Here is a 19,977-nt window from a genome sequence, read left to right on the forward strand (position 1 = left end):
TATACATTTTGCAACAGGTAACTTAAAAAATAGGCAATAGACCTCGCTAAGGGGGAGACATAGATGGCGGATTATTTAGTGATTGTAGAATCACCAGCAAAGGCAAAAACAATTGAACGTTATTTAGGTAAGAAATACAAAGTGAAAGCGTCGATCGGGCATGTTCGTGACCTACCACGTAGCCAAATGGGCGTTGATTCTGAAAATAATTATGAACCTAAGTATATTACTATTCGTGGAAAAGGGCCTGTTTTACAGGAATTAAAGTCTGCGGCTAAAAAAGTGAAGAAAGTGTTTCTAGCGGCCGATCCAGACCGCGAGGGAGAAGCGATTGCTTGGCACCTTGCGACTGCGTTAAATATTGATATTCATTCAGATTGCCGAGTTGTTTTTAACGAAATTACAAAAGATGCGATAGTAGAATCTTTTAAAAATCCACGGGCTATCAACATGGATTTAGTAGATGCACAGCAAACAAGACGTATACTGGACAGACTTGTTGGTTATAACATTAGCCCGATTTTGTGGAAAAAAGTTAAAAAAGGATTATCAGCAGGACGGGTACAATCTGTAGCACTGCGCATGATTATTGATCGTGAAAATGAAATAAAAAACTTTCAACCTGAAGAATATTGGACAATTGAAGGCTCTTTTGAAAAAGGCAAAAAAACGTTCGATGCGCTTTACTATGGCAATGGTAAAGACAAAATTAAATTAACAAATGAAGAACAAGTAAAATCTGTTTTAAAAAATGTTAAAGGTACAAACTTTGATGTTGTTAATGTATCTAAAAAAGAACGTAAACGAAATGCAGCACCTGCTTTTACAACTTCTTCTTTACAGCAAGAGGCTGCACGTAAGTTAAATTTCCGTGCTAAGAAAACGATGATGCTTGCTCAACAATTATATGAAGGTATTGATATTGGTAAAAAAGAGGGTACAGTAGGTTTAATTACTTATATGCGTACTGACTCAACGCGTATTTCGGAAACAGCGAAAACAGAGGCAATGGCATATATTGAATCCAAATACGGCAAAGAATACATTTCTACAGAAACGAAGCAGACGAAAAAAGCATCAAATGCACAGGATGCCCATGAGGCTATTCGTCCAACTAGTACGATGCGAACTCCAGAAGAGTTAAAAGCGGTGCTTAGTCGTGACCAATTGCGTTTATATCGTTTAATATGGGAGCGCTTTATCGCAAGTCAGATGGCGCCAGCTGTACTTGATACAGTTGCTGTAGACCTTCAAAATGGTGATGTTTTATTCCGTGCAAACGGCTCGCAAGTTAAATTTGCAGGCTTTATGAAGCTATATATTGAGGGTACCGATGATCAGACAGAAGAAACAACTAAACTTCTACCAGAGATGGCAGTTGGTGATCAGGTAAAATCCCTTGAAATCGAGCCAAAGCAGCATTTTACACAGCCACCACCACGATATTCCGAGGCGCGTCTTGTAAAAACAATGGAAGAGCTAGGTATAGGGCGCCCGTCCACGTATGCACCGACCCTCGACACAATTCAGCGCAGAGGCTATGTCGTGTTAGATGCCAAACGATTTATGCCGACAGAGCTGGGTGAAATCGTACACCAACTCGTACTAGAGTTTTTCCCTGATATCATAAATATCGAATTCACAGTAAAAATGGAACAAGATTTAGATGATATTGAAGAAGGTAGTCGACAATGGGTAGAGGTTGTAGATGAGTTTTATAAGGACTTTGAGGTCCACGTAAAGCATGCGGATGAGGCTATGGAAAAGGTTGTCATTAAAGATGAACCAGCTGGCGAAGATTGTGAGCTATGTGGTTCTCCAATGGTTTATAAGCTTGGACGATATGGGAAATTTATGGCTTGCTCAAACTTCCCAGATTGTCGTAACACGAAGGCGATTATGAAGCCGATTGGCGTAAAATGTCCTTCCTGCGAAACAGGCGAGATCGTAGAGCGTAAAAGTAAAACAAAGCGTTTATTCTATGGTTGTAATCAGTACCCTGAGTGTGAATTTGTCTCGTGGGACAAGCCGATTAGTAGACCATGTCCGAAATGTAGTGCATTATTAGTAGAGAAAAAAATTAAAAAAGGTGTGCAAATTCAGTGTACGAAATGTGACTATGAAGAAGCACCTACTCAATGATAGAAAGATGGTAAGAACATGACTGAACAAGTAGTAAATGTAATAGGCGCGGGTCTTGCAGGCAGTGAAGCGGCTTGGCAAATTGCCAAACGTGGTGTGAAAGTTAAACTTTATGAAATGCGCCCAGTAAAGCAAACACCGGCTCACCACACTGATAAATTTGCGGAGCTTGTTTGTTCGAACTCACTACGTGCTAATGGATTAACAAATGCCGTGGGTGTGATTAAAGAAGAAATGCGCGTTTTAGAATCTGTGATTTTGAAAGCAGCAGATGCGTGTTCAGTACCAGCAGGCGGTGCTTTAGCAGTAGATCGTCATGAATTTGCAGGATATGTGACAGAGGCAGTGAAAAATCACCCTCTTGTAGAAGTCATTCATGAAGAAGTCACTGAAATTCCAGAAGGCGTTACTGTTATTGCCACAGGACCACTGACATCAAAAGCTTTAGCTGAAAAAATTCAGGGCTTAACAGGTTTAGACTATCTGTATTTCTATGATGCAGCAGCACCAATAATCGAAAAAGATAGCATTGATATGGATAAGGTTTATTTGAAATCTCGTTATGATAAAGGGGAAGCGGCGTATTTAAACTGTCCTATGACAAAGGAAGAATTTGATCGTTTCCGTCAAGCGTTAATCGAAGCAGAAGTTGTGCCGTTAAAAGAATTTGAAAAGGAAATTTACTTTGAAGGTTGTATGCCTATCGAAGTAATGGCTGCACGTGGGGAGAAAACAATGTTATTTGGACCGATGAAGCCAGTAGGCCTGGAAGATCCAAAAACAGGAAAACGCCCTTATGCTGTTGTCCAATTACGTCAAGATGATGCAGCAGGTACTCTTTACAATATTGTTGGCTTCCAAACACATCTAAAATGGGGCCCGCAGAAAGAAGTATTGCAACTAATTCCAGGATTAGAGAACGTTGAAATCGTCCGTTATGGAGTTATGCATAGAAATACGTTCATTAATTCACCAAAAGTTCTAGAGAAAACTTATCAGCTTCGCGAGCAAAAAAATATTTTCTTTGCGGGTCAAATGACAGGAGTCGAAGGATATGTTGAATCTGCTGGTAGTGGATTAATTGCTGGCATTAATGCAGCTCGGTTAGTATTAGGCCAAGAACCGATTATCTTCCCATTCGAAACGGCGTTAGGGAGTATGGCGCGTTATATAACAGAAGCGCAATCGAAAAACTTCCAGCCAATGAACGTCAACTTCGGGATTTTCCCTGAACTACCACCGGGTCGTCGTTCAAAACCAGAGCGTGCAGAGATGCATGCTACACGAGCAATGAGTACAATTCGGAATTTTGTGAATTCACAAACAATTTAATTGCAAAAAGCCTCTAAAAGTTGATATACTCTTAGAGGCTTTTCTTTTTTGTAGACAAAATGCTGATTTACACGTATTTTATTGTTTTGTATGGAGATTTTCTCAAAATATAACCTTTTTCACTTGCTATATGATGAAGATAGGTATAGTGTCAGTATGTATGTTTATCTTCACTTCAGTCAGTGCAATTCCAGACGCAATAAGAAGGATAAACAAATTAGTACATCCTTTCATGCAAGTGTTAGTAATTTGAGACGGTTATCAATAATTCGTTGGTGGTGAATCTTTCATGTTAGTTTCGTCCCAAGATGCACTTGAACAGTTCATGCTTTACATCCAAGTTGAAAAGAACTTCTCTGTTCATACAGTGCGAGAATATGAATCAGATCTACTAGATTTTTTAGCGTTTTTACAGGCGGAGGACGTAAATGATTTAGCAAGTGTTGAGTATATACATGCACGTCTTTATGTAACAAAGTTGTATGATGAAAAAAGAGCTAGATCATCTGTTTCAAGAAAAATTTCCTCAATACGCTCCTTTTTTCGTTTTCTAAATAGACAATACGGATTAGATGATGGAGCGTTTAGATCACTATATCATCCAAAAAAAGAATCACGTTTACCTAGTTTTTTCTACGAAGAAGAATTGAAGCAACTATTTGATGCGAATGCTGGCGATGATTTGAAATCATTAAGAAATACAGCTATATTAGAGCTGTTATATGCGACGGGTATTCGTGTAAGTGAGCTCACTTCTATACAAGTAGAAGATGTGGATTTCCATTATTCGATTATTAGGGTAATGGGGAAAGGGCGAAAAGAACGTATTATTCCATTCGGTCAATTTGCGAGTTTAGCCATGCAGGATTACATAGAGCAAGCTCGTCCACGATTGATGAAAAAAACAGGTCATCAGCAATTGTTTGTCAACATGCGTGGTGGGGAACTTACTCCACGAGGTGTACGTCATATTTTAACAGAAATGATTGACAAGGCCTCGCTTCATACGAAAATATATCCACATATGCTTCGTCATACTTTTGCCACACATTTATTGAATAATGGCGCAGATTTACGAACGGTACAGGAATTATTAGGCCACGCACATTTATCTTCTACGCAAGTTTACACACATGTAACAAAAGAGCATCTTCGTCAAACATATATGAATGCTCATCCAAGGGCATAATAGAGCTAAGGAGGAAGGCAAATGGGACAAATTCATGCGACAACGATATTTGCGGTTCATCATAATGGAAGTTGCGCTATGGCTGGTGATGGTCAAGTAACCCTAGGAAATTCGGTTGTGATGAAAGGTACAGCAAGGAAGGTCAGACGTCTGTTTAATGGGCAGGTGCTTGCTGGATTTGCAGGATCAGTTGCAGATGCTTTTACGCTTTTTGAGATGTTTGAAGGAAAGCTAAATGAATACAATGGCAACTTACAACGTGCAGCAGTGGAAGTTGCCAAACAGTGGCGCGGTGATAAAATGCTACGTCAATTAGAGGCTATGCTACTTGTAATGGATAAAACTACGCTCCTACTTGTTTCAGGTACGGGGGAAGTAATTGAACCAGATGATGGTATTTTGGCAATAGGTTCTGGGGGTAACTATGCATTATCAGCAGGTCGTGCCTTAAAAAAATATGCGGGTGAAACAATGTCTGCTCGCGAAATCGCGGAGGCGGCATTGGAAACTGCTGCCGAGATTTGTGTATTTACGAATCATAATATTATCGTGGAGGCGCTTAACTAATGAAACAAAATAATTTAACGCCAAGACAAATTACTGAGCATTTGGATCGTTATATCGTTGGGCAAAATGAGGCAAAGCGAGCAGTGGCTATTGCATTACGTAATCGTTATCGTCGCTCGCTGCTAAGTGATGATATGAAGGCTGAAGTAATTCCGAAAAATATTTTAATGATTGGACCTACAGGTGTCGGAAAAACAGAAATTGCTAGAAGAATTGCGAAGTTAACGAATGCGCCATTTGTAAAGGTCGAAGCAACAAAGTTTACAGAAGTAGGGTATGTTGGACGCGATGTAGAGTCGATGGTACGTGATGTAGTAGAAGCTTCACATCGTCTTGTAAAAGAAGAAATGATGGAGTCTGTGAAGGAACAAGCAGAAGAATTAGCCAACGAAGCAATAGTTAAGCTATTGGTTCCTTCTTTACGAAAAAAACAATCCATGCAAAATCCGTTTGAAATGTTGTTTGGTGGTAAAGATCAGCAAACAAATGACGATACTTCATCTGAAGAGACCGAGGTGCGTTCTAAACGTGCGCAAATCGCGATTGATTTACGGAACGGTAAATTAGAAAATGAATGGGTTACCGTTGAAGTGACGGAACAAAATCCTTCTATTTTTGATGCATTACAAGGAACGGGTATGGATATGTCTGCAAACAATGGCATGCAAGATATGCTATCTAGTTTAATGCCTAAAAAGCAGAAGAAACGCCGTCTTCAAGTGAAAGATGCGCGACGTATTTTAACAATCGAGGAAGCAAATAAGCTGATAGATGCCGACGAAGTTGCACAAGAAGCCATTTCAAGAGCTGAACAGTCAGGAATTATTTTTATTGATGAAATTGATAAAATTGCTAGTAAAGAAGGTAACTCTTCTGCAAATGTATCACGTGAGGGTGTACAACGTGATATTCTACCAATCGTTGAAGGTTCTACTGTAACGACGAAGTACGGTGCTGTAAAGACTGACTTTATGCTTTTCGTTGCGGCAGGAGCATTTCATATGTCAAAGCCGTCAGATTTAATTCCCGAATTGCAAGGTCGATTCCCGATTCGCGTAGAGCTTGAAAAATTATCGAAACAAGATTTTGTACGTATTTTGCAAGAACCAGATCAATCACTTATTCTGCAATACAAGGCATTGTTAGAAACAGAGGGTGTAGAAATAAACTTTACGGAAGATGCGATTGAACGAATTGCTGAAATTGCTACCGAGGTTAATCAGGAGACTGATAATATAGGAGCTCGACGTTTGCACACAATTTTAGAACGCTTGTTAGAAGAATTATCATTTGAAGCATCTGAAATTGCACCTGCAAATATTCCAATCACGGCTGCATATGTCGATCAAAAACTTGCGGGTATAGTAAAAAACAAAGATTTGTCACAGTTTATATTGTAAAATAAGTCAAAATAGTATCATTCGGTTGTAAAAACCTTTAGAATATTAAGTAAATACTCTTCGGATTATTTATAGGAGGAACATATAATGAATTTATTAGAAAAAACACGTAAAATTAACTCAATGCTCCAGGCATCTGCTGGTAAGCCAGTAAACTTTAAAGAAATGGCAGATACATTAGGAGACATTATAGACAGTAATGTATATATTGTAAGCCGTAAAGGGAAACTTTTAGGTATTTCAATTCATCAACAAATTGAAAACGAACGTATGAAAAAGATGTTCGAAGAGCGACAATTCCCAGAAGAATACACACATAGCTTGTTTACAATTTCTGAGACATCTTCAAATCTAGATATTCATGACGAACACACTGCTTTCCCGGTTGAAAACAAAGAGTTGTTCCAAAATGCGTTAACAACTATCGTACCGATTGTTGGTGGTGGTGAGCGTCTAGGAACGTTAATTCTTGCTCGTTTAGCTGCACAATTTGAGGATGATGATTTAATTTTAGCTGAATATGGTGCAACAGTTGTTGGTATGGAAATTTTACGTGAGAAATCTGAGGAAATCGAAGAGGAAGCACGTAGTAAAGCGGTTGTACAAATGGCGATAAATTCTCTTTCTTACAGTGAGTTAGAAGCTATTGAACATATTTTTGAAGAACTTGATGGACATGAAGGTTTACTTGTAGCTTCAAAAATTGCAGACCGAGTAGGTATTACACGTTCAGTAATCGTAAATGCATTACGTAAACTAGAATCTGCAGGTGTCATTGAATCGCGCTCTCTAGGTATGAAAGGTACTTACATTAAAGTACTAAACGACAAATTCTTAAATGCATTAGCGGAAATTAAAATGAAATAATGATAAGTTCCCTTTAGATCATGGGAACTTTACAAGGCATCTGGAGCGATTTTTTGTTCCAGATGCTTTTTTAATGTGCTTAGCATGTGCAATAACTTGGTGCTGACGGTCCATTGCAGGCTTGATAGTAGGAACGATGTAATTTACACCAATCATCTATAAAGGAATCTACTCTCTTCTTATTAATCGAGTAGGACACTAGCCATTAATTGCCTAGTCGACCTCCCGCACCCATACACTCAGTCCCGTATTCGGCGGTTTAGCTTCATAAGTGTCCATTCCTTCTCAATAGAATGGACACCTTTGTCTTTCGCTAACAGTTCCTAGTAAACAACACAATATAGTGAAGCTCTAATCGGTGAGTTTGTCTTTATCCCGACTGATTATTAGTTTTCAACAATTAGTCTTTTGTGTCGAATTTCGCGGTAGGAGTCTTGTATCTGACGATTCGCTTTCGGTACAGATAAATTACTGATTACTGCCCGTTAATATGGGTAAAGTAGTGCTAAAAGATGAAGCGTAAATTAACTTAAATAATCCTGAGTTCTATAACTTGAATAACTCCGTTGCTTTCTCCCTAAATATTGTCATTAAAATTCCACTACTATTAGCATAAAAAAAGAATGTTGCGAATACCTCTTTTGTTACGTGTCTGGAATGGTAGAAAATTCTTCCTGTAGTTAACGGAATATTCAGTATAATACTCGGAAGTAGTAAAAATGAACCTTAAATTAGACATCGTGTCGAATGCGATAAAGTGAAAAAAAGGGAATAATCTGATACTATGCCCTTAAACACTGTCGAAATAGTGTAAAATTACTAGAGTTTGTAGAATCCTCGCGAAAGCAGGCGGATCAAGGGTTCCGGCAATATTGTCCTGGTTAGGCGAGGTGAAAAATGGGTCGTAAAGACTATCAAAAAGTGACAAAAGACAATAGACACAACGTATCATCTTAATTACAATTGTATTATTGGATAAAACAAGAAATACATAAAAAGAAATAAATGAGGTGAATGGTTTTGAATTTATTTGGAGGAACTATTAGTAGCCTGGAAAACGGACTTTCCTATGCAACTTTGAATCATAAAACAATCGCCAATAATATTGCGAATGTCGATACACCGAATTATAAGGCGAAAAATGTAAGTTTTAAGGATATGTTGGAGAAAGAACAACAAATATCAATTTCGGCATATCGTACTGATAATAGACATTATGATTTTACGATTCGACAATCTACACCAGGTGTAAATAATGTAGATGGCTTGCGTTATCGAAATAATGGTAACGCTGTAGATATGGATGCAGAACAGGCGAAAATGGCGGAAAATCAAATCTATTACAATGCATTAATTGACCGTATGAACGGTAAGTTAAATACATTAAACACTGTTATTAAGGGAGGTAAGTAATAAATGTCTATTTTTCATGGAATGAATACCACTGCCTCAGCTTTAACAGCGCAGCGTTTACGAATGGATGTCATTTCGTCTAATATGGCAAACATGGATTCAACGCGTGCTAGACAAGTGAATGGGGAGTGGGAACCATACCGCCGGAAGTCTGTGACATTGACAGCTCAAGAAGGACAGTTTTCAAAGTTCTTTAATGCCGCACTTGGAAAAAATGCGAAAAGCGGCGTTGGCAACGGCGTAAAAGTTACACAAATAAAAGAAGATAGAGAAACACCTTTCAAACTTGTGTATGATCCAACTCATCCAGATGCTAACGCAGATGGCTATGTAAATATGCCAAATGTAGATCCATTAAAAGAAATGGTAGATTTAATGTCAGCCACTCGTTCCTACGAGGCAAACGTAACTGTATTGAATGCAAATAAGTCTATGCTGACAAAAGCTTTAGAGATTGGTAAATAAATAAGAAGAAAGGAAGATACATAATGGCAATTTCGTCCGTTTCACTAATGACACCTACACAGGTTGTAAAAGAAACAAATAAACTTAACACGACACCTTATGAAGCACAACAAAGCTTTTCGAACTCGTTAAAAGAAGCGATAGCGAAAGTTAATGACCAACAAATTACTTCTGATAATCTTACTCAAAAGTTAATTGCTGGTGAAGATGTAGAGTTGCACGAAGTGATGATTGCATCACAAAAAGCGAGTATTACATTAAATGCAACAATGGAAGTTCGCAATAAGGTGATTGAAGCTTACCAAGAAATAATGCGAATGAGTGTCTAACTTTATTAAACAAGTGATTCACTCACTATTGAAGTAAAGATTTTATCCCGCAATTTTGACTAAATGAATGTGGCGGGATGTCACTGTTTTCGCGAATTATTAGATGGATAGGTTATTCACTATAACCGGAGGATTCATAATGAATGAACGATTGACGAAAATAAAAAACGACACCGGCCAATTTTGGACAAGTCGTAGTAAAAAACAAAAAATTGTAATGATTAGTTCAGTAGTAGGTATTTTAGTGCTTGCTGCCGTTATTACACTTTTTGCTACAAAAACTACATATGTACCACTTTATAAAGATTTATCGACTAGAGAAATCGGTCAAGTAAAGGAAGCGTTGGATTCCCAAGGTGTAAAATATGAAATTGCACCCGGGGGGACAGCAATTTTAGTGCCTCAGGAACAAGTTGATGCATTGTTAGTGCAATTAGCTTCGGAAGGATATCCGCAAACAGGAACGATTGATTACTCATTTGCGAACAGCTCTGGATTTGGTATGACGGATAATGAGTTTAACTTATTAAAAAAGGCAGCAACTGAAACAGAAATTGCCAAACTCATTAAAAATCTAGAAGGTGTAAAAGATGCAAAGGTAATGATAAATGTTCCTGAAGAAGGAGTTTTCTTGAATGATACAAAAGAGGAAGCGACAGCATCTATCGTATTGAATACAGACCCTGGCTATAAATTTACCGAGCAACAAACTGCCACTATGTACAACTTAGTAGCAAAAAGTGTACCAAATTTAAAAACAGAAAATATCGTTATATCTAACCAATTCTCTGAGTACTTTGATTTGAATGCTACTACGGCTGATGGAACTTCAACAACGACAGCTGAAGGTCAGTTACAGGCGAAGAAAATGGTTGAGCGCGATCTACAACGTCAAGTGCAAACTATGTTAGGTACACTTATGGGACAAGACAAAGTAATAGTTTCTGTGACAACAGACATCGATTTTAAAAAAGAAAATCGTGAAGAAAACCTAGTTTCTCCAGTTGATGAAGAGAACATGGAAGGGATTGCTATTAGTGCCCAACGTATAACAGAGCAATATTCTGGTACAGGAGCTGCTGCTACTGGAACACCTGAAGCTGAAACGACGACAGATAACTTTACAACTTATAACGAAGGTGCAACGGGTAACGGGGATTACGAGCGTACTGAAGAAACAATTAATAATGATGTAAACCGTATACGCAAAGAAATCCAAGAGGCACCATATAAAATCCAAGATATTGGTATCCAAGTAATTGTTGAACCTCCGACAGCAACTGATGCAGCGTCATTACCAGATGGGGTTCAACAGGATATCGAGAAAATTTTAAGTACTATTGTTCGTACGACGATTTCTAAAGATGTAGCAGCAGAGCTTACTCAAGATCAAATTGATGAAAAAGTAGCTGTTTCAGTACAACCTTTAAATGGTAAAGCAACAGATGCAGTTAGCGAAAAATCTATTATCCCATGGTGGGTTTGGGTAATTGGCGGAATATTACTAGCTGTAATATTATTGCTTGCATTCTTCATTATCCGTTCACGTAAACGTGCGAAGGAAGAAGAAGAGTTTAGCATCCTAGAAGAACAAGAAGAACTAATGATTGAAGATATTAATGAAGAAATTGAAACGGAAGCTACAATGCGTCGTAAGCAGCTTGAAAAAATGGCAAAAGAAAAGCCAGACGATTTTGCGAAGTTACTGCGTAGTTGGATTGCGGAAGACTAACTAGGAGGTTCGGCTGTGTCCAAGAAAGAAAAGGAATTAACCGGAAAACAAAAGGCCGCTCTCTTGTTAATTTCATTAGGGCCTGAGGTTTCAGCTGCTGTTTATAAACATTTAACAGAGGAAGAAATTGAACGTTTAACATTAGAGATTTCAAGCGTTAAAAAAGTAGAAGCAAATGTTAAAGAGGAAATTATTGAAGAATTCCACAATATTGCACTTGCACAAGATTATATTACACAGGGTGGTATTGGTTACGCGAAGACAGTATTGGAAAAAGCACTTGGGGTAGAACAGGCGCAAACAATTATTAATCGTCTAACATCATCTTTACAAGTGCGTCCATTTGACTTTGCGCGTAAAGCTGATCCAGCACAAATTTTCAACTTTATTCAAAATGAACATCCACAAACAATTGCCCTTATTCTATCTTATTTAGAAGCGGGGCAAGCGGGTGTTATTTTATCGTCATTACCGCAGGAAGTTCAGGCTGATATTGCTAAACGTATAGCTGTAATGGAATCAACTTCACCAGAAGTTATTAGTGAAATTGAATCTGTTTTAGAACGTAAATTATCATCGACAGTTACACAGGATTACACAGAAACAGGTGGCGTTGATGCAGTTGTTGAAGTGTTAAATGGTGTAGACCGACAAACGGAAAAAACGATTCTCGATGCACTCGAAATTCAAGATCCAGAGCTTGCAGAAGAAATCAAAAAACGTATGTTTGTATTCGAGGATATTGTTACACTCGACAACCGCTCGATTCAACGTGTTATTCGTGATTGTGAAAATGAAGATTTGCTGCTTTCAATGAAAGTTTCAAGCGAAGAAGTAAAAGATATTATTTTCCGCAATATGTCACAACGTATGGCTGATACATTTAAAGAAGAAATGGAGATTATGGGACCTGTACGTTTGCGTGACGTAGAGGAGGCGCAATCTCGAATTGTTGCGGTCATTCGTCGCTTAGAGGATGCTGGTGAGATTATTATTGCACGCGGTGGAGGAGATGACGTCATTGTCTAGAATCATCCGTTCTGTATACACACAGTCCAATGGCGATCATGTCAAAAAGATTCAAATTCGTGACATGTTTGAGATGCAAGAGGTAGAAGATGGTGAAATTTCACCTCAAAAACAAATTACTATGGAAGAAGTGCTTGAAGAGCGCGAACGTTTATTTGCAGAGGCTAGAGCTATTTTACAGGCTGAGCGTGAGGCTTTTGAACAAGAGAAGCAAATGTTCTTTCAGGAAATTGAGCATTTAAAGCAAAGTTGGGAAGAAGAACGACCTAATCGAGTGCAAGAAGCTTATGATGAAGGATTTGGTCAAGGTTATGAGGATGGGACAAATAAAGCGAATGAAGCGATGGCACATTCTCTCCAAACAGCCAATGAAGTAATCCTTCAGGCTAAAGAAAATGCACGAAAATATATTGAAGATCAGGAAGCGATTATTTTAGAGCTAGGGTTAACTGCAGCAGAGCGAATTATTGATGCATCTTTAGAGCGAGACAATGAATTATTTGTTTCTATCGTTCGCAGAGGGCTTAAAGAAGCTAGAGAAATGAAAGAAATAAAAATTTATGTTTCACCTACCTACTATGCATTAATTACTTCAAATCGAGATGAACTAGCTGAAATGTTCCCAACAGACATACCATTTATGATTTTTGTAAATGAGGATTTAGAAAACGAAACAGATTGTTATATCGAAACAAATCATGGGCGTATTGTTGTAAGTATTGATGAACAATTAAATGAACTAAGATTGAAGCTACATGAAATATTAGAAAGTAAGGAATGATCTAGATGAAAACGGCTCAATTAATCAAACAAATTCCTCAAATGCCAACCTTTAAGAAATTTGGTAGAGTAACTAGAGTTGTCGGCTTGATGATTGAGTCGCAAGGTCCAGATAGTTCCATTGGTGATGTCTGTAAAATTCATGTGGAAACTTCAAAAAATGGCCATCAAATCATCTTAGCAGAGGTTGTCGGGTTCAAAGATGAAATTGTCGTCTTAATGCCTTATACATCTCTTCGAGAAATATCCATTGGCTGCCTAGTTGAAGGTACTGGAGCACCACTAGAGATAAAAGTGGGTCCTGAGCTCATCGGTAAGGTACTTGATTCTATGGGAAATCCAATAGATGGAACTGTATTACCAAAAGGGTTAATGACAGTACCGACAGAGCAGGACCCACCAAATCCACTGACACGTCCACCGATTGATGAAAGACTTGAAGTTGGGGTTAAAGCGATTGATGGTATGCTAACAGTCGGAAGTGGACAACGTGTAGGTATTTTCGCTGGTTCTGGGGTCGGGAAAAGTACATTGCTCGGAATGATTGCGCGAAATACGCAAGCCGATTTAAACGTTATCGCACTTATTGGAGAGCGTGGACGTGAAGTGCGTGAGTTTATAGAGCGTGATTTAGGAAAAGAGGGTTTAAATCGATCAATAGTTGTAGCTGCTACTTCTGATCAGCCTGCACTGATGCGAATTAAAGGGGCTTTTACCGCAACGGCGATTGCAGAGTATTTTAGAAATCGTGGTTTAAATGTAATGTTGATGATGGATTCTGTGACACGTGTTGCTATGGCACAGCGAGAGATTGGCCTTGCGACAGGTGAACCACCAGCTCAAAAAGGATACACACCATCTGTATTTGCGATTTTACCTAAACTATTAGAGCGCACAGGTACTAATGAGAAGGGCACTATTACTGCCTTTTATACAGTATTAGTAGATGGGGATGATATGAACGAACCAATTGCAGATACTGTACGAGGGATATTAGATGGCCATATTGTTCTTGATCGAAACCTTGCTAATAAAGGTCAATATCCAGCTATTAATGTATTAAAAAGCGTCAGCCGTTTAATGAATCATGTGGCAGAGCCAGAGCATAAAAAGGCTGCAGAACGTTTAAGAGAGCTCTATTATACATATGACAAGTCGGAGGATTTAATTAACATCGGTGCTTATAAGCGGGGAACATCAAAAGAAATTGATGAAGCGATTTACTATGAACCTCTTATTACCTCTTATTTAAAGCAGGGCTATTTGGAAAAAGTGACGCTTGAGGAAAGTAAGAATGAGTTAATTACATTATCGAACGGTGGTGGCAAATAGATGACAAGTTATATATATCGTTTTGAAAAAGTATTAACCATTCGAGAGCAGGAAAAAAATGAAACTGAAATGGCCTATAAAGAATCTGTACGTTCTTTTGAAGAGATAGCATCAAAGCTATATAGTTTGCTAAAAAAGAAAGAAGATTTACTAGACTTTCAGCAGGATCGTTTATCTGTGGGTTCATCAATAGAGGAGATTCATCATTATGCCCGATTTATTGATAGTCTCGAAAAAACAATTACTGATGTACAGCAAAAAGTTGTACAAGCTCGTGCAAAAATGAATTGGCACGAAGAAAAATTATTAGAAAAAAACTTGGAAGTACGTAAATTTGAAAAAATGCGAGAGAAAGATTTTAAGTTATTCCAGCAAGAACAGGATCGTATCGAAGGCATTTTTTTAGATGAGATTTCATCACTTACGTATAACAAGAGAGAAATCAGGTGATTTCATGGCAAAAAAAGATAATCGATTTACAACGGAGTTAGAAGAACAACCATCTAAACGAAAATCAGGTGGCTTTCGAAAGTTTTTTATGTGGTTTGTAATACCTATTATGTTTGTAGTAGCGATTCTACTTGTTGTTGCAACACTAATGAATACGAATGTCTTTGATTTAGGAAAGAAGGCATATGAAAGCTTACCATTCGTACCTTCAGAAGAACAACAAGCAAAAGATGCTGTTGTTAGTAATGATTCGAAGGTAGTAAAATTACAGGCTGATATACAAGAAAAAGAAGCGGAAATTGCCCAACTGCAAAAAAAATTGGATACGGCAACGACTGAAAAAGAAAAGTTAACGACAGAAATTGAGCAGTTAAAATTTGAAGTTGAAAAAATAAATAGGGAACAAGATGACGTAAAGGGTGACTTTAATGACATTTTAAAAACATTTGATACGATGTCTCCTAAAGCAGCAGCGCCAGTGCTTGTTAAAATGAGCGATGTTGAAGCACTACGTATTTTAACGAACTTAAAACCAGATAAAGTAGCAGCAATTCTGGAAAAAATGGATCCACAAGATGCAGCGAAATATACAGAAATGATGGCTAAGCAATAAGGAAACAAGAAAGGAGGTGAAATGATGGATGTGACAATGATGCAAATGATGTCTAAGACTATACCAACTAAAACAGCCGCTACCAAACCTGGACCAGCGGGCAATGCCGATGTGAAAGCAAGTGAAACGTCGAAGAAAGAAAATCTATCAACGTTTGGTTCTGTTTTTGGACAAATTATTTCTTCTTCAAATCAAACACAGCAGTCTGAACAATCAACAGAAACAAATGATACAGCAGAATTAACAGAAGTTTTAAACGCTGAATCCATTGAAGATGTACTAGACTTACTAGATATTCCACACGACGATGGTTTGTTAATGCTTCAAGTTGGTGAGGAAGGCAAGGCTGTTGGGATAGATGAAATGCTAAATCTGGAAAATTTAATGGATGCAGTAGGAATTGATTCAGAGCAGCTTCAAAAACTAGTTCAACAGTTGCTAGGAGAAGATAAAGCAGCAAGTGATGTTTGGGAGCTTTTAGCATTAGTAGATGCTCAGGCACCAATGCTTCAAGCACAAGTTGTAGCAGCTTTGCAAGGTGAAGGTCAAGTAACACCGAAAGAAGCAACACAATTACTTCAAGTGTTGAAGTTAGCACAATTAGTAGGGCAGAAAACAGACTTAACAGGTCAACAAGAGAGCTTGCTAACTAACGTTAAGAGTTTTTTAACTACAATGCAAACACAAGTAGAGACGATTCAAACTGCTCAGCAAGTAACAACTAAAACAACAGTAACTCTTCCATTACAGGGCTTCCAGCAAGTAGTGCAGCAAGTTCAAGTTACAAAGCAGACTGACACAAGTGCTAATGAAATGGTGACTGCCAATACAGTCCAAACAAAAGCAGACTCATTCCAAGTTACACTGCCAGCTGCAAAACCAGCACAGTCTGAGGCATTACTGAAAGAGATGCAAGCGATCATCAATAGAGCGCAAATCTCTAATGCACAAGGAATTACACGCTTAACACTGAAATTGTACCCGGAAAATCTAGGAACAATTCGCATCGAGCTTGTGCAAAATGATGGAGTCCTCTCAGCACGACTACTTGCTTCAACTGCTCATGGACGTGAATTACTAGATAGTCAGGCACATCAACTTAAGCAAGCCTTTGTACAGCAAAATATTCAAGTTGACCGTCTCGATATTGCCCAGTCATTGCAAGATGCAGATCGCCAACAACGCGACCAAAGCTTCTTCAACAATTTCTTTAAGCAACAGCAAGAAGATGACCAGGAGCAAAAAAGCGAAGATGAAGATGAAAGCAAGTCCTTTAGTGAATATTTATTAAATGAGGAGGTGTAAGGATGGCAGATGCAATAAATAAAACACCGAATACACCTAAACCAATGAATACACCAAAACCAACGAATACACCTAAAGCAACAAATACAAAAGTAACGGATGACTTTCATTATTCCAATTATAAGAAACCTACGAAGCAAACAGGAAATAGTGAACTTGGGAAGGATGCTTTTCTTCAATTGTTAATTACACAATTACAAAACCAAGATCCAACGAATCCAATGGATGATAGAGAATTTATTTCGCAAATGGCACAGTTTTCTTCCTTAGAGCAAATGCAAAACATGACAAAAGCGATGGAATCAATGCTCGCTTCACAGCAACAAACACAGATGATGAATTATACAACATTTATTGGTAAAGAAGTAAAGTGGCATGAGATTACAGATAAGCTTGATGAAAATAAAAAACCTATTGTCGCAGAAGGAACAGGCATTATTGAGTCGTTGAAATTTGTAGATGGTGATGTAGTGTTTAAATTAGCAGATGGTAAGGAAATTACCCCTGGCAATATTTCAGCAATTTTAGGTAGTTCAGGAACGGGTTCGAATGATAATACGGTACCAGAATCCCCGCTTGTACAGGCAAGTAAGTTAATCGGTAAAAAGGTTACTTATAAGGAAGGCGACCAGGAACTACAAGGACGAATCGTTTCTGTAACGAATAAAGATGGCGTCATTCATTATGTATTAGACAATGATAAAAAATTAATAGATAAAGATTTTAGCGTAATAAGCGAATAAAGGTGGAGAAGAATGATGGAGAAGTTTTCAATTCATCGTGTACCATTGCATCCATCTATTCGCCAGACACAACCTACGCCATTAAAATCACAGCAATCGTTTAAGGCTCATTTACAGGATGCTACCAACCAACAAGAACTAAAAGTGAGCAAGCACGCGAATGAACGTATTATCGAGCGTAATATAGCGATTTCTGAACAAGAATGGCAAGTTGTATCAGACAAGGTATTTGAAGCGCACTCAAAAGGTGTTAAACAACCATTAGTCTTGATGGATCAAGCAGCTTTAATTGTCAGTGCTAAAAACGCTACTGTCATTACAGCAATGGACCGCACGGAAGCAAAGCAGCAAATATTTACAAATATTGATGGCACAATTGTGCTGTAAGGGCTGGACCTTTGAAAGGAAGCCTAGGTGTGCTGATTGATAGAGGTGCACAATTTTAAATGAAGGGAGAACGGTATTATGTTACGTTCTATGTATTCAGGTATTTCAGGTCTTAAAAACTTCCAAACAAAGCTAGATGTTATTGGTAATAATATCTCAAACGTTAACACAATTGGTTTTAAAAAAGGTCGTGTTCAATTTAAAGATTTAATGTCTCAAACGCAAGCAGGTGCTTCAGGATCTACTGCAACAACTGGGGGTGTAAACCCAAAACAAGTAGGTTTAGGTTCACAAATAGCTGCTATTGATACCATTCACGGTGGCGGATCCTTACAGAGTACAGGACGTGGACTAGATTTAGGTATTGAAGGTGATGGCTTCTTTATGGTGGCTGATGCTAATGGTGCACCAGATCCAGATAGTGGCTTTATTGATGAAGATGGTTTCAAAAACACGTTATTTACACGTAATGGTGTTTTCTACATGGACAATAATGGCTATTTAGTAAATGCTGATGGTAAATATATGGTGGGTATTTCAGCTGGTGACGAACTTGTTATCGAGAAGGATGATACAGGTATCTTAGCAGACGATGGACCAAAAGCGTCTGGTGATGAAGGTGCCAACTTATTTGATGATACTACTGGCGAATTAACACCTGCTGAGGGTACTGTAGGACCAATTCGTATCCCGGCTACAGCTAAAGAGGTAAACATTGGTCAAGATGGTACGATTACTTATACAGATTTAAATGGTGACCTACAATGGGCTGGTCAATTGATTATGGCTAAATTCCCGAATGCTGGCGGTCTTGCTAAAGTAGGCGGCAATTACTATCAACAAACAACAAACTCAGGCGCAGCGTATGCACAAGTAGCTACTGTGGCAGGTATGGGTAAAGTTGTTCCAGGAGTGGTAGAAATGTCTAACGTTGACCTGTCTGAAGAATTTACAGAGATGATTGTTGCACAACGTGGTTTCCAAGCGAATACTCGTATTATTACAACATCAGATGAAATTCTTCAAGAGTTAGTAAACTTAAAACGATAGTCTGAAATAATTGGAATATTTTCAGTTTGGATTGCCAAGTGTGTTAAGGAAAGCCATTGAAACGCTTATAATACTAGGACATAAGCTTGGTAGAAATGACTGGCGTTCAGACTGTAGAAAAACATAATTTCATATGAGGGAGGGTCGGGCCGGCTCTCATGTAGACCCGGCCCTATTTCAATGATTGAACTAACACGTCTAAATGGCAAAGCATTTACATTGAATGCTTTATACATAGAAACGGTCGAATCTTTCCCAGACACGACCATTACATTAACGACTGGAACCAAAATCATTGTTTTACAGAGTGAAGATGAGGTGCGACAAAAGGTAAGAGCCTTTTATAAAAATATACAAATACTATCAAACCCGCATCTACGAGGTGATGAAGATGAAGAATAACAAAATGTTAACGATGATTATCATCGTACTAGTAGCAATCATACTTATCGGGGTTATTGCGTTTGTTTTGTTTACCCAATTTAATAAGCCAGCAGGATCTATGGAACCAACAATTGATGAAATCGTAGAAGCTTCTGTAGAAGTTCCCGAAATTACGACAAATCTAGCTGATAACAAAGTTGTACGTGTGTCTTTAAAAATTCAAACAACAAATAAAGATGCAGCTGCCGAGTTAACAAAGCGTGACTTCCAAGTGAAAGATATTGTTATTCAAGAGCTTTCCGAAATGGAACAAAAAGATTTAGAAGGTAAGAAGGGTAAACAAGTTTTCCAAAAATCATTAAAAACACGAATAAATGAATTGATGCAAGAGGGAGAAATTCAAGAGATTTATATTACCTCCTTCATTACTCAATAAATAAAGAAACTGCTTGAAATGGAGGTGGGCAA

The 19,977-nt window shown here is 38.2% G+C and carries 21 protein-coding genes; all 21 read left to right on the forward strand.

Features of this window, described 5'->3' with window-relative positions:
- Positions 1-63 precede the first annotated feature (63 nt).
- The 21 genes from topA (at position 64) to fliL (ending at position 19,945) form a co-directional block, all read left to right on the forward strand.
- Complete coding sequence (topA, locus tag AB9L17_RS05610) at positions 64-2,142, forward strand: type I DNA topoisomerase (protein WP_068983165.1); 2,079 nt, start codon at positions 64-66, stop codon at positions 2,140-2,142.
- A gap of 18 nt (positions 2,143-2,160) precedes the next feature.
- Positions 2,161-3,474 (forward strand): FADH(2)-oxidizing methylenetetrahydrofolate--tRNA-(uracil(54)-C(5))-methyltransferase TrmFO, encoded by a 1,314-nt coding sequence (gene trmFO / locus AB9L17_RS05615; protein WP_068983164.1) that lies wholly within the window; start codon positions 2,161-2,163, stop codon positions 3,472-3,474.
- A 289-nt stretch (positions 3,475-3,763) separates the two neighbouring features.
- A complete protein-coding gene (xerC, locus tag AB9L17_RS05620) occupies positions 3,764-4,663 on the forward strand; it encodes a tyrosine recombinase XerC (RefSeq protein ID WP_068983163.1) in 900 nt (299 codons plus the stop codon).
- A 21-nt stretch (positions 4,664-4,684) separates the two neighbouring features.
- Positions 4,685-5,230, forward strand: a complete 546-nt coding sequence (hslV, locus tag AB9L17_RS05625) for an ATP-dependent protease subunit HslV (RefSeq protein ID WP_068983162.1) — start codon at positions 4,685-4,687, stop codon at positions 5,228-5,230.
- Positions 5,230-6,630 carry an ATP-dependent protease ATPase subunit HslU gene (gene hslU, locus AB9L17_RS05630; protein ID WP_068983161.1) on the forward strand — a complete coding sequence of 467 codons (1,401 nt, stop codon included), beginning with the start codon at positions 5,230-5,232 and terminating at the stop codon, positions 6,628-6,630. The genes hslV and hslU overlap by 1 nt, the downstream gene beginning before the upstream one ends.
- Before the next feature lie 87 nt (positions 6,631-6,717).
- Entirely contained in the window at positions 6,718-7,497 is a 780-nt protein-coding gene (gene codY, locus AB9L17_RS05635; RefSeq protein WP_068983160.1) for a GTP-sensing pleiotropic transcriptional regulator CodY, read from the forward strand.
- Between the two features lie 1,020 nt (positions 7,498-8,517).
- Positions 8,518-8,910, forward strand: coding sequence for a flagellar basal body rod protein FlgB (gene flgB, locus AB9L17_RS05640; RefSeq protein WP_375200182.1), 393 nt, complete (start codon positions 8,518-8,520; stop codon positions 8,908-8,910).
- 3 nt (positions 8,911-8,913) lie between these two features.
- Positions 8,914-9,375, forward strand: coding sequence for a flagellar basal body rod protein FlgC (gene flgC / locus AB9L17_RS05645; protein WP_375200183.1), 462 nt, complete (start codon positions 8,914-8,916; stop codon positions 9,373-9,375).
- Between the two features lie 23 nt (positions 9,376-9,398).
- The gene (gene fliE, locus AB9L17_RS05650) at positions 9,399-9,704 is read left to right on the forward strand and encodes a flagellar hook-basal body complex protein FliE (RefSeq protein ID WP_375200184.1); all 306 of its coding nucleotides are present in this window, start codon (positions 9,399-9,401) and stop codon (positions 9,702-9,704) included.
- 139 nt (positions 9,705-9,843) lie between these two features.
- Positions 9,844-11,436, forward strand: a complete 1,593-nt coding sequence (gene fliF, locus AB9L17_RS05655; protein ID WP_375200185.1) for a flagellar basal-body MS-ring/collar protein FliF — start codon at positions 9,844-9,846, stop codon at positions 11,434-11,436.
- A 15-nt stretch (positions 11,437-11,451) separates the two neighbouring features.
- On the forward strand, positions 11,452-12,465 hold the full coding sequence (gene fliG / locus AB9L17_RS05660) for a flagellar motor switch protein FliG (protein ID WP_068983155.1): 1,014 nt from the start codon (positions 11,452-11,454) through the stop codon (positions 12,463-12,465).
- Positions 12,458-13,246, forward strand: coding sequence for a flagellar assembly protein FliH (gene fliH, locus AB9L17_RS05665; protein ID WP_375200186.1), 789 nt, complete (start codon positions 12,458-12,460; stop codon positions 13,244-13,246). Before fliG ends, fliH begins: the two co-directional genes overlap by 8 nt.
- Before the next feature lie 5 nt (positions 13,247-13,251).
- Positions 13,252-14,577, forward strand: coding sequence for a flagellar protein export ATPase FliI (gene fliI / locus AB9L17_RS05670; protein WP_375200187.1), 1,326 nt, complete (start codon positions 13,252-13,254; stop codon positions 14,575-14,577).
- Positions 14,578-15,027 carry a flagellar export protein FliJ gene (fliJ, locus tag AB9L17_RS05675; protein ID WP_068983152.1) on the forward strand — a complete coding sequence of 150 codons (450 nt, stop codon included), beginning with the start codon at positions 14,578-14,580 and terminating at the stop codon, positions 15,025-15,027.
- 4 nt (positions 15,028-15,031) lie between these two features.
- Entirely contained in the window at positions 15,032-15,640 is a 609-nt protein-coding gene (locus tag AB9L17_RS05680) for a MotE family protein (RefSeq protein ID WP_375200188.1), read from the forward strand.
- Between the two features lie 21 nt (positions 15,641-15,661).
- Positions 15,662-16,945 (forward strand): flagellar hook-length control protein FliK, encoded by a 1,284-nt coding sequence (locus tag AB9L17_RS05685; RefSeq protein ID WP_375200189.1) that lies wholly within the window; start codon positions 15,662-15,664, stop codon positions 16,943-16,945.
- 44 nt (positions 16,946-16,989) lie between these two features.
- Positions 16,990-17,688 carry a flagellar hook assembly protein FlgD gene (gene flgD / locus AB9L17_RS05690; protein WP_375200760.1) on the forward strand — a complete coding sequence of 233 codons (699 nt, stop codon included), beginning with the start codon at positions 16,990-16,992 and terminating at the stop codon, positions 17,686-17,688.
- Positions 17,689-17,703: 15 nt separating this feature from the next.
- Complete coding sequence (locus AB9L17_RS05695) at positions 17,704-18,075, forward strand: TIGR02530 family flagellar biosynthesis protein (RefSeq protein ID WP_375200761.1); 372 nt, start codon at positions 17,704-17,706, stop codon at positions 18,073-18,075.
- A gap of 78 nt (positions 18,076-18,153) precedes the next feature.
- The gene (locus AB9L17_RS05700; protein WP_223552602.1) at positions 18,154-19,125 is read left to right on the forward strand and encodes a flagellar hook-basal body complex protein; all 972 of its coding nucleotides are present in this window, start codon (positions 18,154-18,156) and stop codon (positions 19,123-19,125) included.
- 180 nt (positions 19,126-19,305) lie between these two features.
- Entirely contained in the window at positions 19,306-19,527 is a 222-nt protein-coding gene (locus AB9L17_RS05705; protein WP_068983147.1) for a flagellar FlbD family protein, read from the forward strand.
- A complete protein-coding gene (fliL, locus tag AB9L17_RS05710) occupies positions 19,517-19,945 on the forward strand; it encodes a flagellar basal body-associated protein FliL (protein WP_068983146.1) in 429 nt (142 codons plus the stop codon). The genes AB9L17_RS05705 and fliL overlap by 11 nt, the downstream gene beginning before the upstream one ends.
- The last annotated feature ends 32 nt before the right edge of the window (positions 19,946-19,977 follow it).

Source organism: Lysinibacillus sp. RS11, assembly GCF_042019215.1.
GTDB lineage: Bacteria > Bacillota > Bacilli > Bacillales_A > Planococcaceae > Lysinibacillus > Lysinibacillus xylanilyticus_A.

Bases quoted from the DNA above. Each gene is read 5' to 3' on its own strand.
- topA (WP_068983165.1), top strand. From the start codon at position 64: ATGGCGGATTATTTAGTGATTGTAGAATCACCAGCAAAGGCAAAAACA.
- trmFO (WP_068983164.1), top strand. From the start codon at position 2,161: ATGACTGAACAAGTAGTAAATGTAATAGGCGCGGGTCTTGCAGGCAGT.
- xerC (WP_068983163.1), top strand. From the start codon at position 3,764: ATGTTAGTTTCGTCCCAAGATGCACTTGAACAGTTCATGCTTTACATC.
- hslV (WP_068983162.1), top strand. From the start codon at position 4,685: ATGGGACAAATTCATGCGACAACGATATTTGCGGTTCATCATAATGGA.
- hslU (WP_068983161.1), top strand. From the start codon at position 5,230: ATGAAACAAAATAATTTAACGCCAAGACAAATTACTGAGCATTTGGAT.
- codY (WP_068983160.1), top strand. From the start codon at position 6,718: ATGAATTTATTAGAAAAAACACGTAAAATTAACTCAATGCTCCAGGCA.
- flgC (WP_375200183.1), top strand. From the start codon at position 8,914: ATGTCTATTTTTCATGGAATGAATACCACTGCCTCAGCTTTAACAGCG.
- fliE (WP_375200184.1), top strand. From the start codon at position 9,399: ATGGCAATTTCGTCCGTTTCACTAATGACACCTACACAGGTTGTAAAA.
- fliF (WP_375200185.1), top strand. From the start codon at position 9,844: ATGAATGAACGATTGACGAAAATAAAAAACGACACCGGCCAATTTTGG.
- fliI (WP_375200187.1), top strand. From the start codon at position 13,252: ATGAAAACGGCTCAATTAATCAAACAAATTCCTCAAATGCCAACCTTT.
- fliJ (WP_068983152.1), top strand. From the start codon at position 14,578: ATGACAAGTTATATATATCGTTTTGAAAAAGTATTAACCATTCGAGAG.
- AB9L17_RS05680 (WP_375200188.1), top strand. From the start codon at position 15,032: ATGGCAAAAAAAGATAATCGATTTACAACGGAGTTAGAAGAACAACCA.
- AB9L17_RS05685 (WP_375200189.1), top strand. From the start codon at position 15,662: ATGATGGATGTGACAATGATGCAAATGATGTCTAAGACTATACCAACT.
- flgD (WP_375200760.1), top strand. From the start codon at position 16,990: ATGAATACACCAAAACCAACGAATACACCTAAAGCAACAAATACAAAA.
- AB9L17_RS05695 (WP_375200761.1), top strand. From the start codon at position 17,704: ATGGAGAAGTTTTCAATTCATCGTGTACCATTGCATCCATCTATTCGC.
- AB9L17_RS05700 (WP_223552602.1), top strand. From the start codon at position 18,154: ATGTTACGTTCTATGTATTCAGGTATTTCAGGTCTTAAAAACTTCCAA.
- AB9L17_RS05705 (WP_068983147.1), top strand. From the start codon at position 19,306: ATGATTGAACTAACACGTCTAAATGGCAAAGCATTTACATTGAATGCT.
- fliL (WP_068983146.1), top strand. From the start codon at position 19,517: ATGAAGAATAACAAAATGTTAACGATGATTATCATCGTACTAGTAGCA.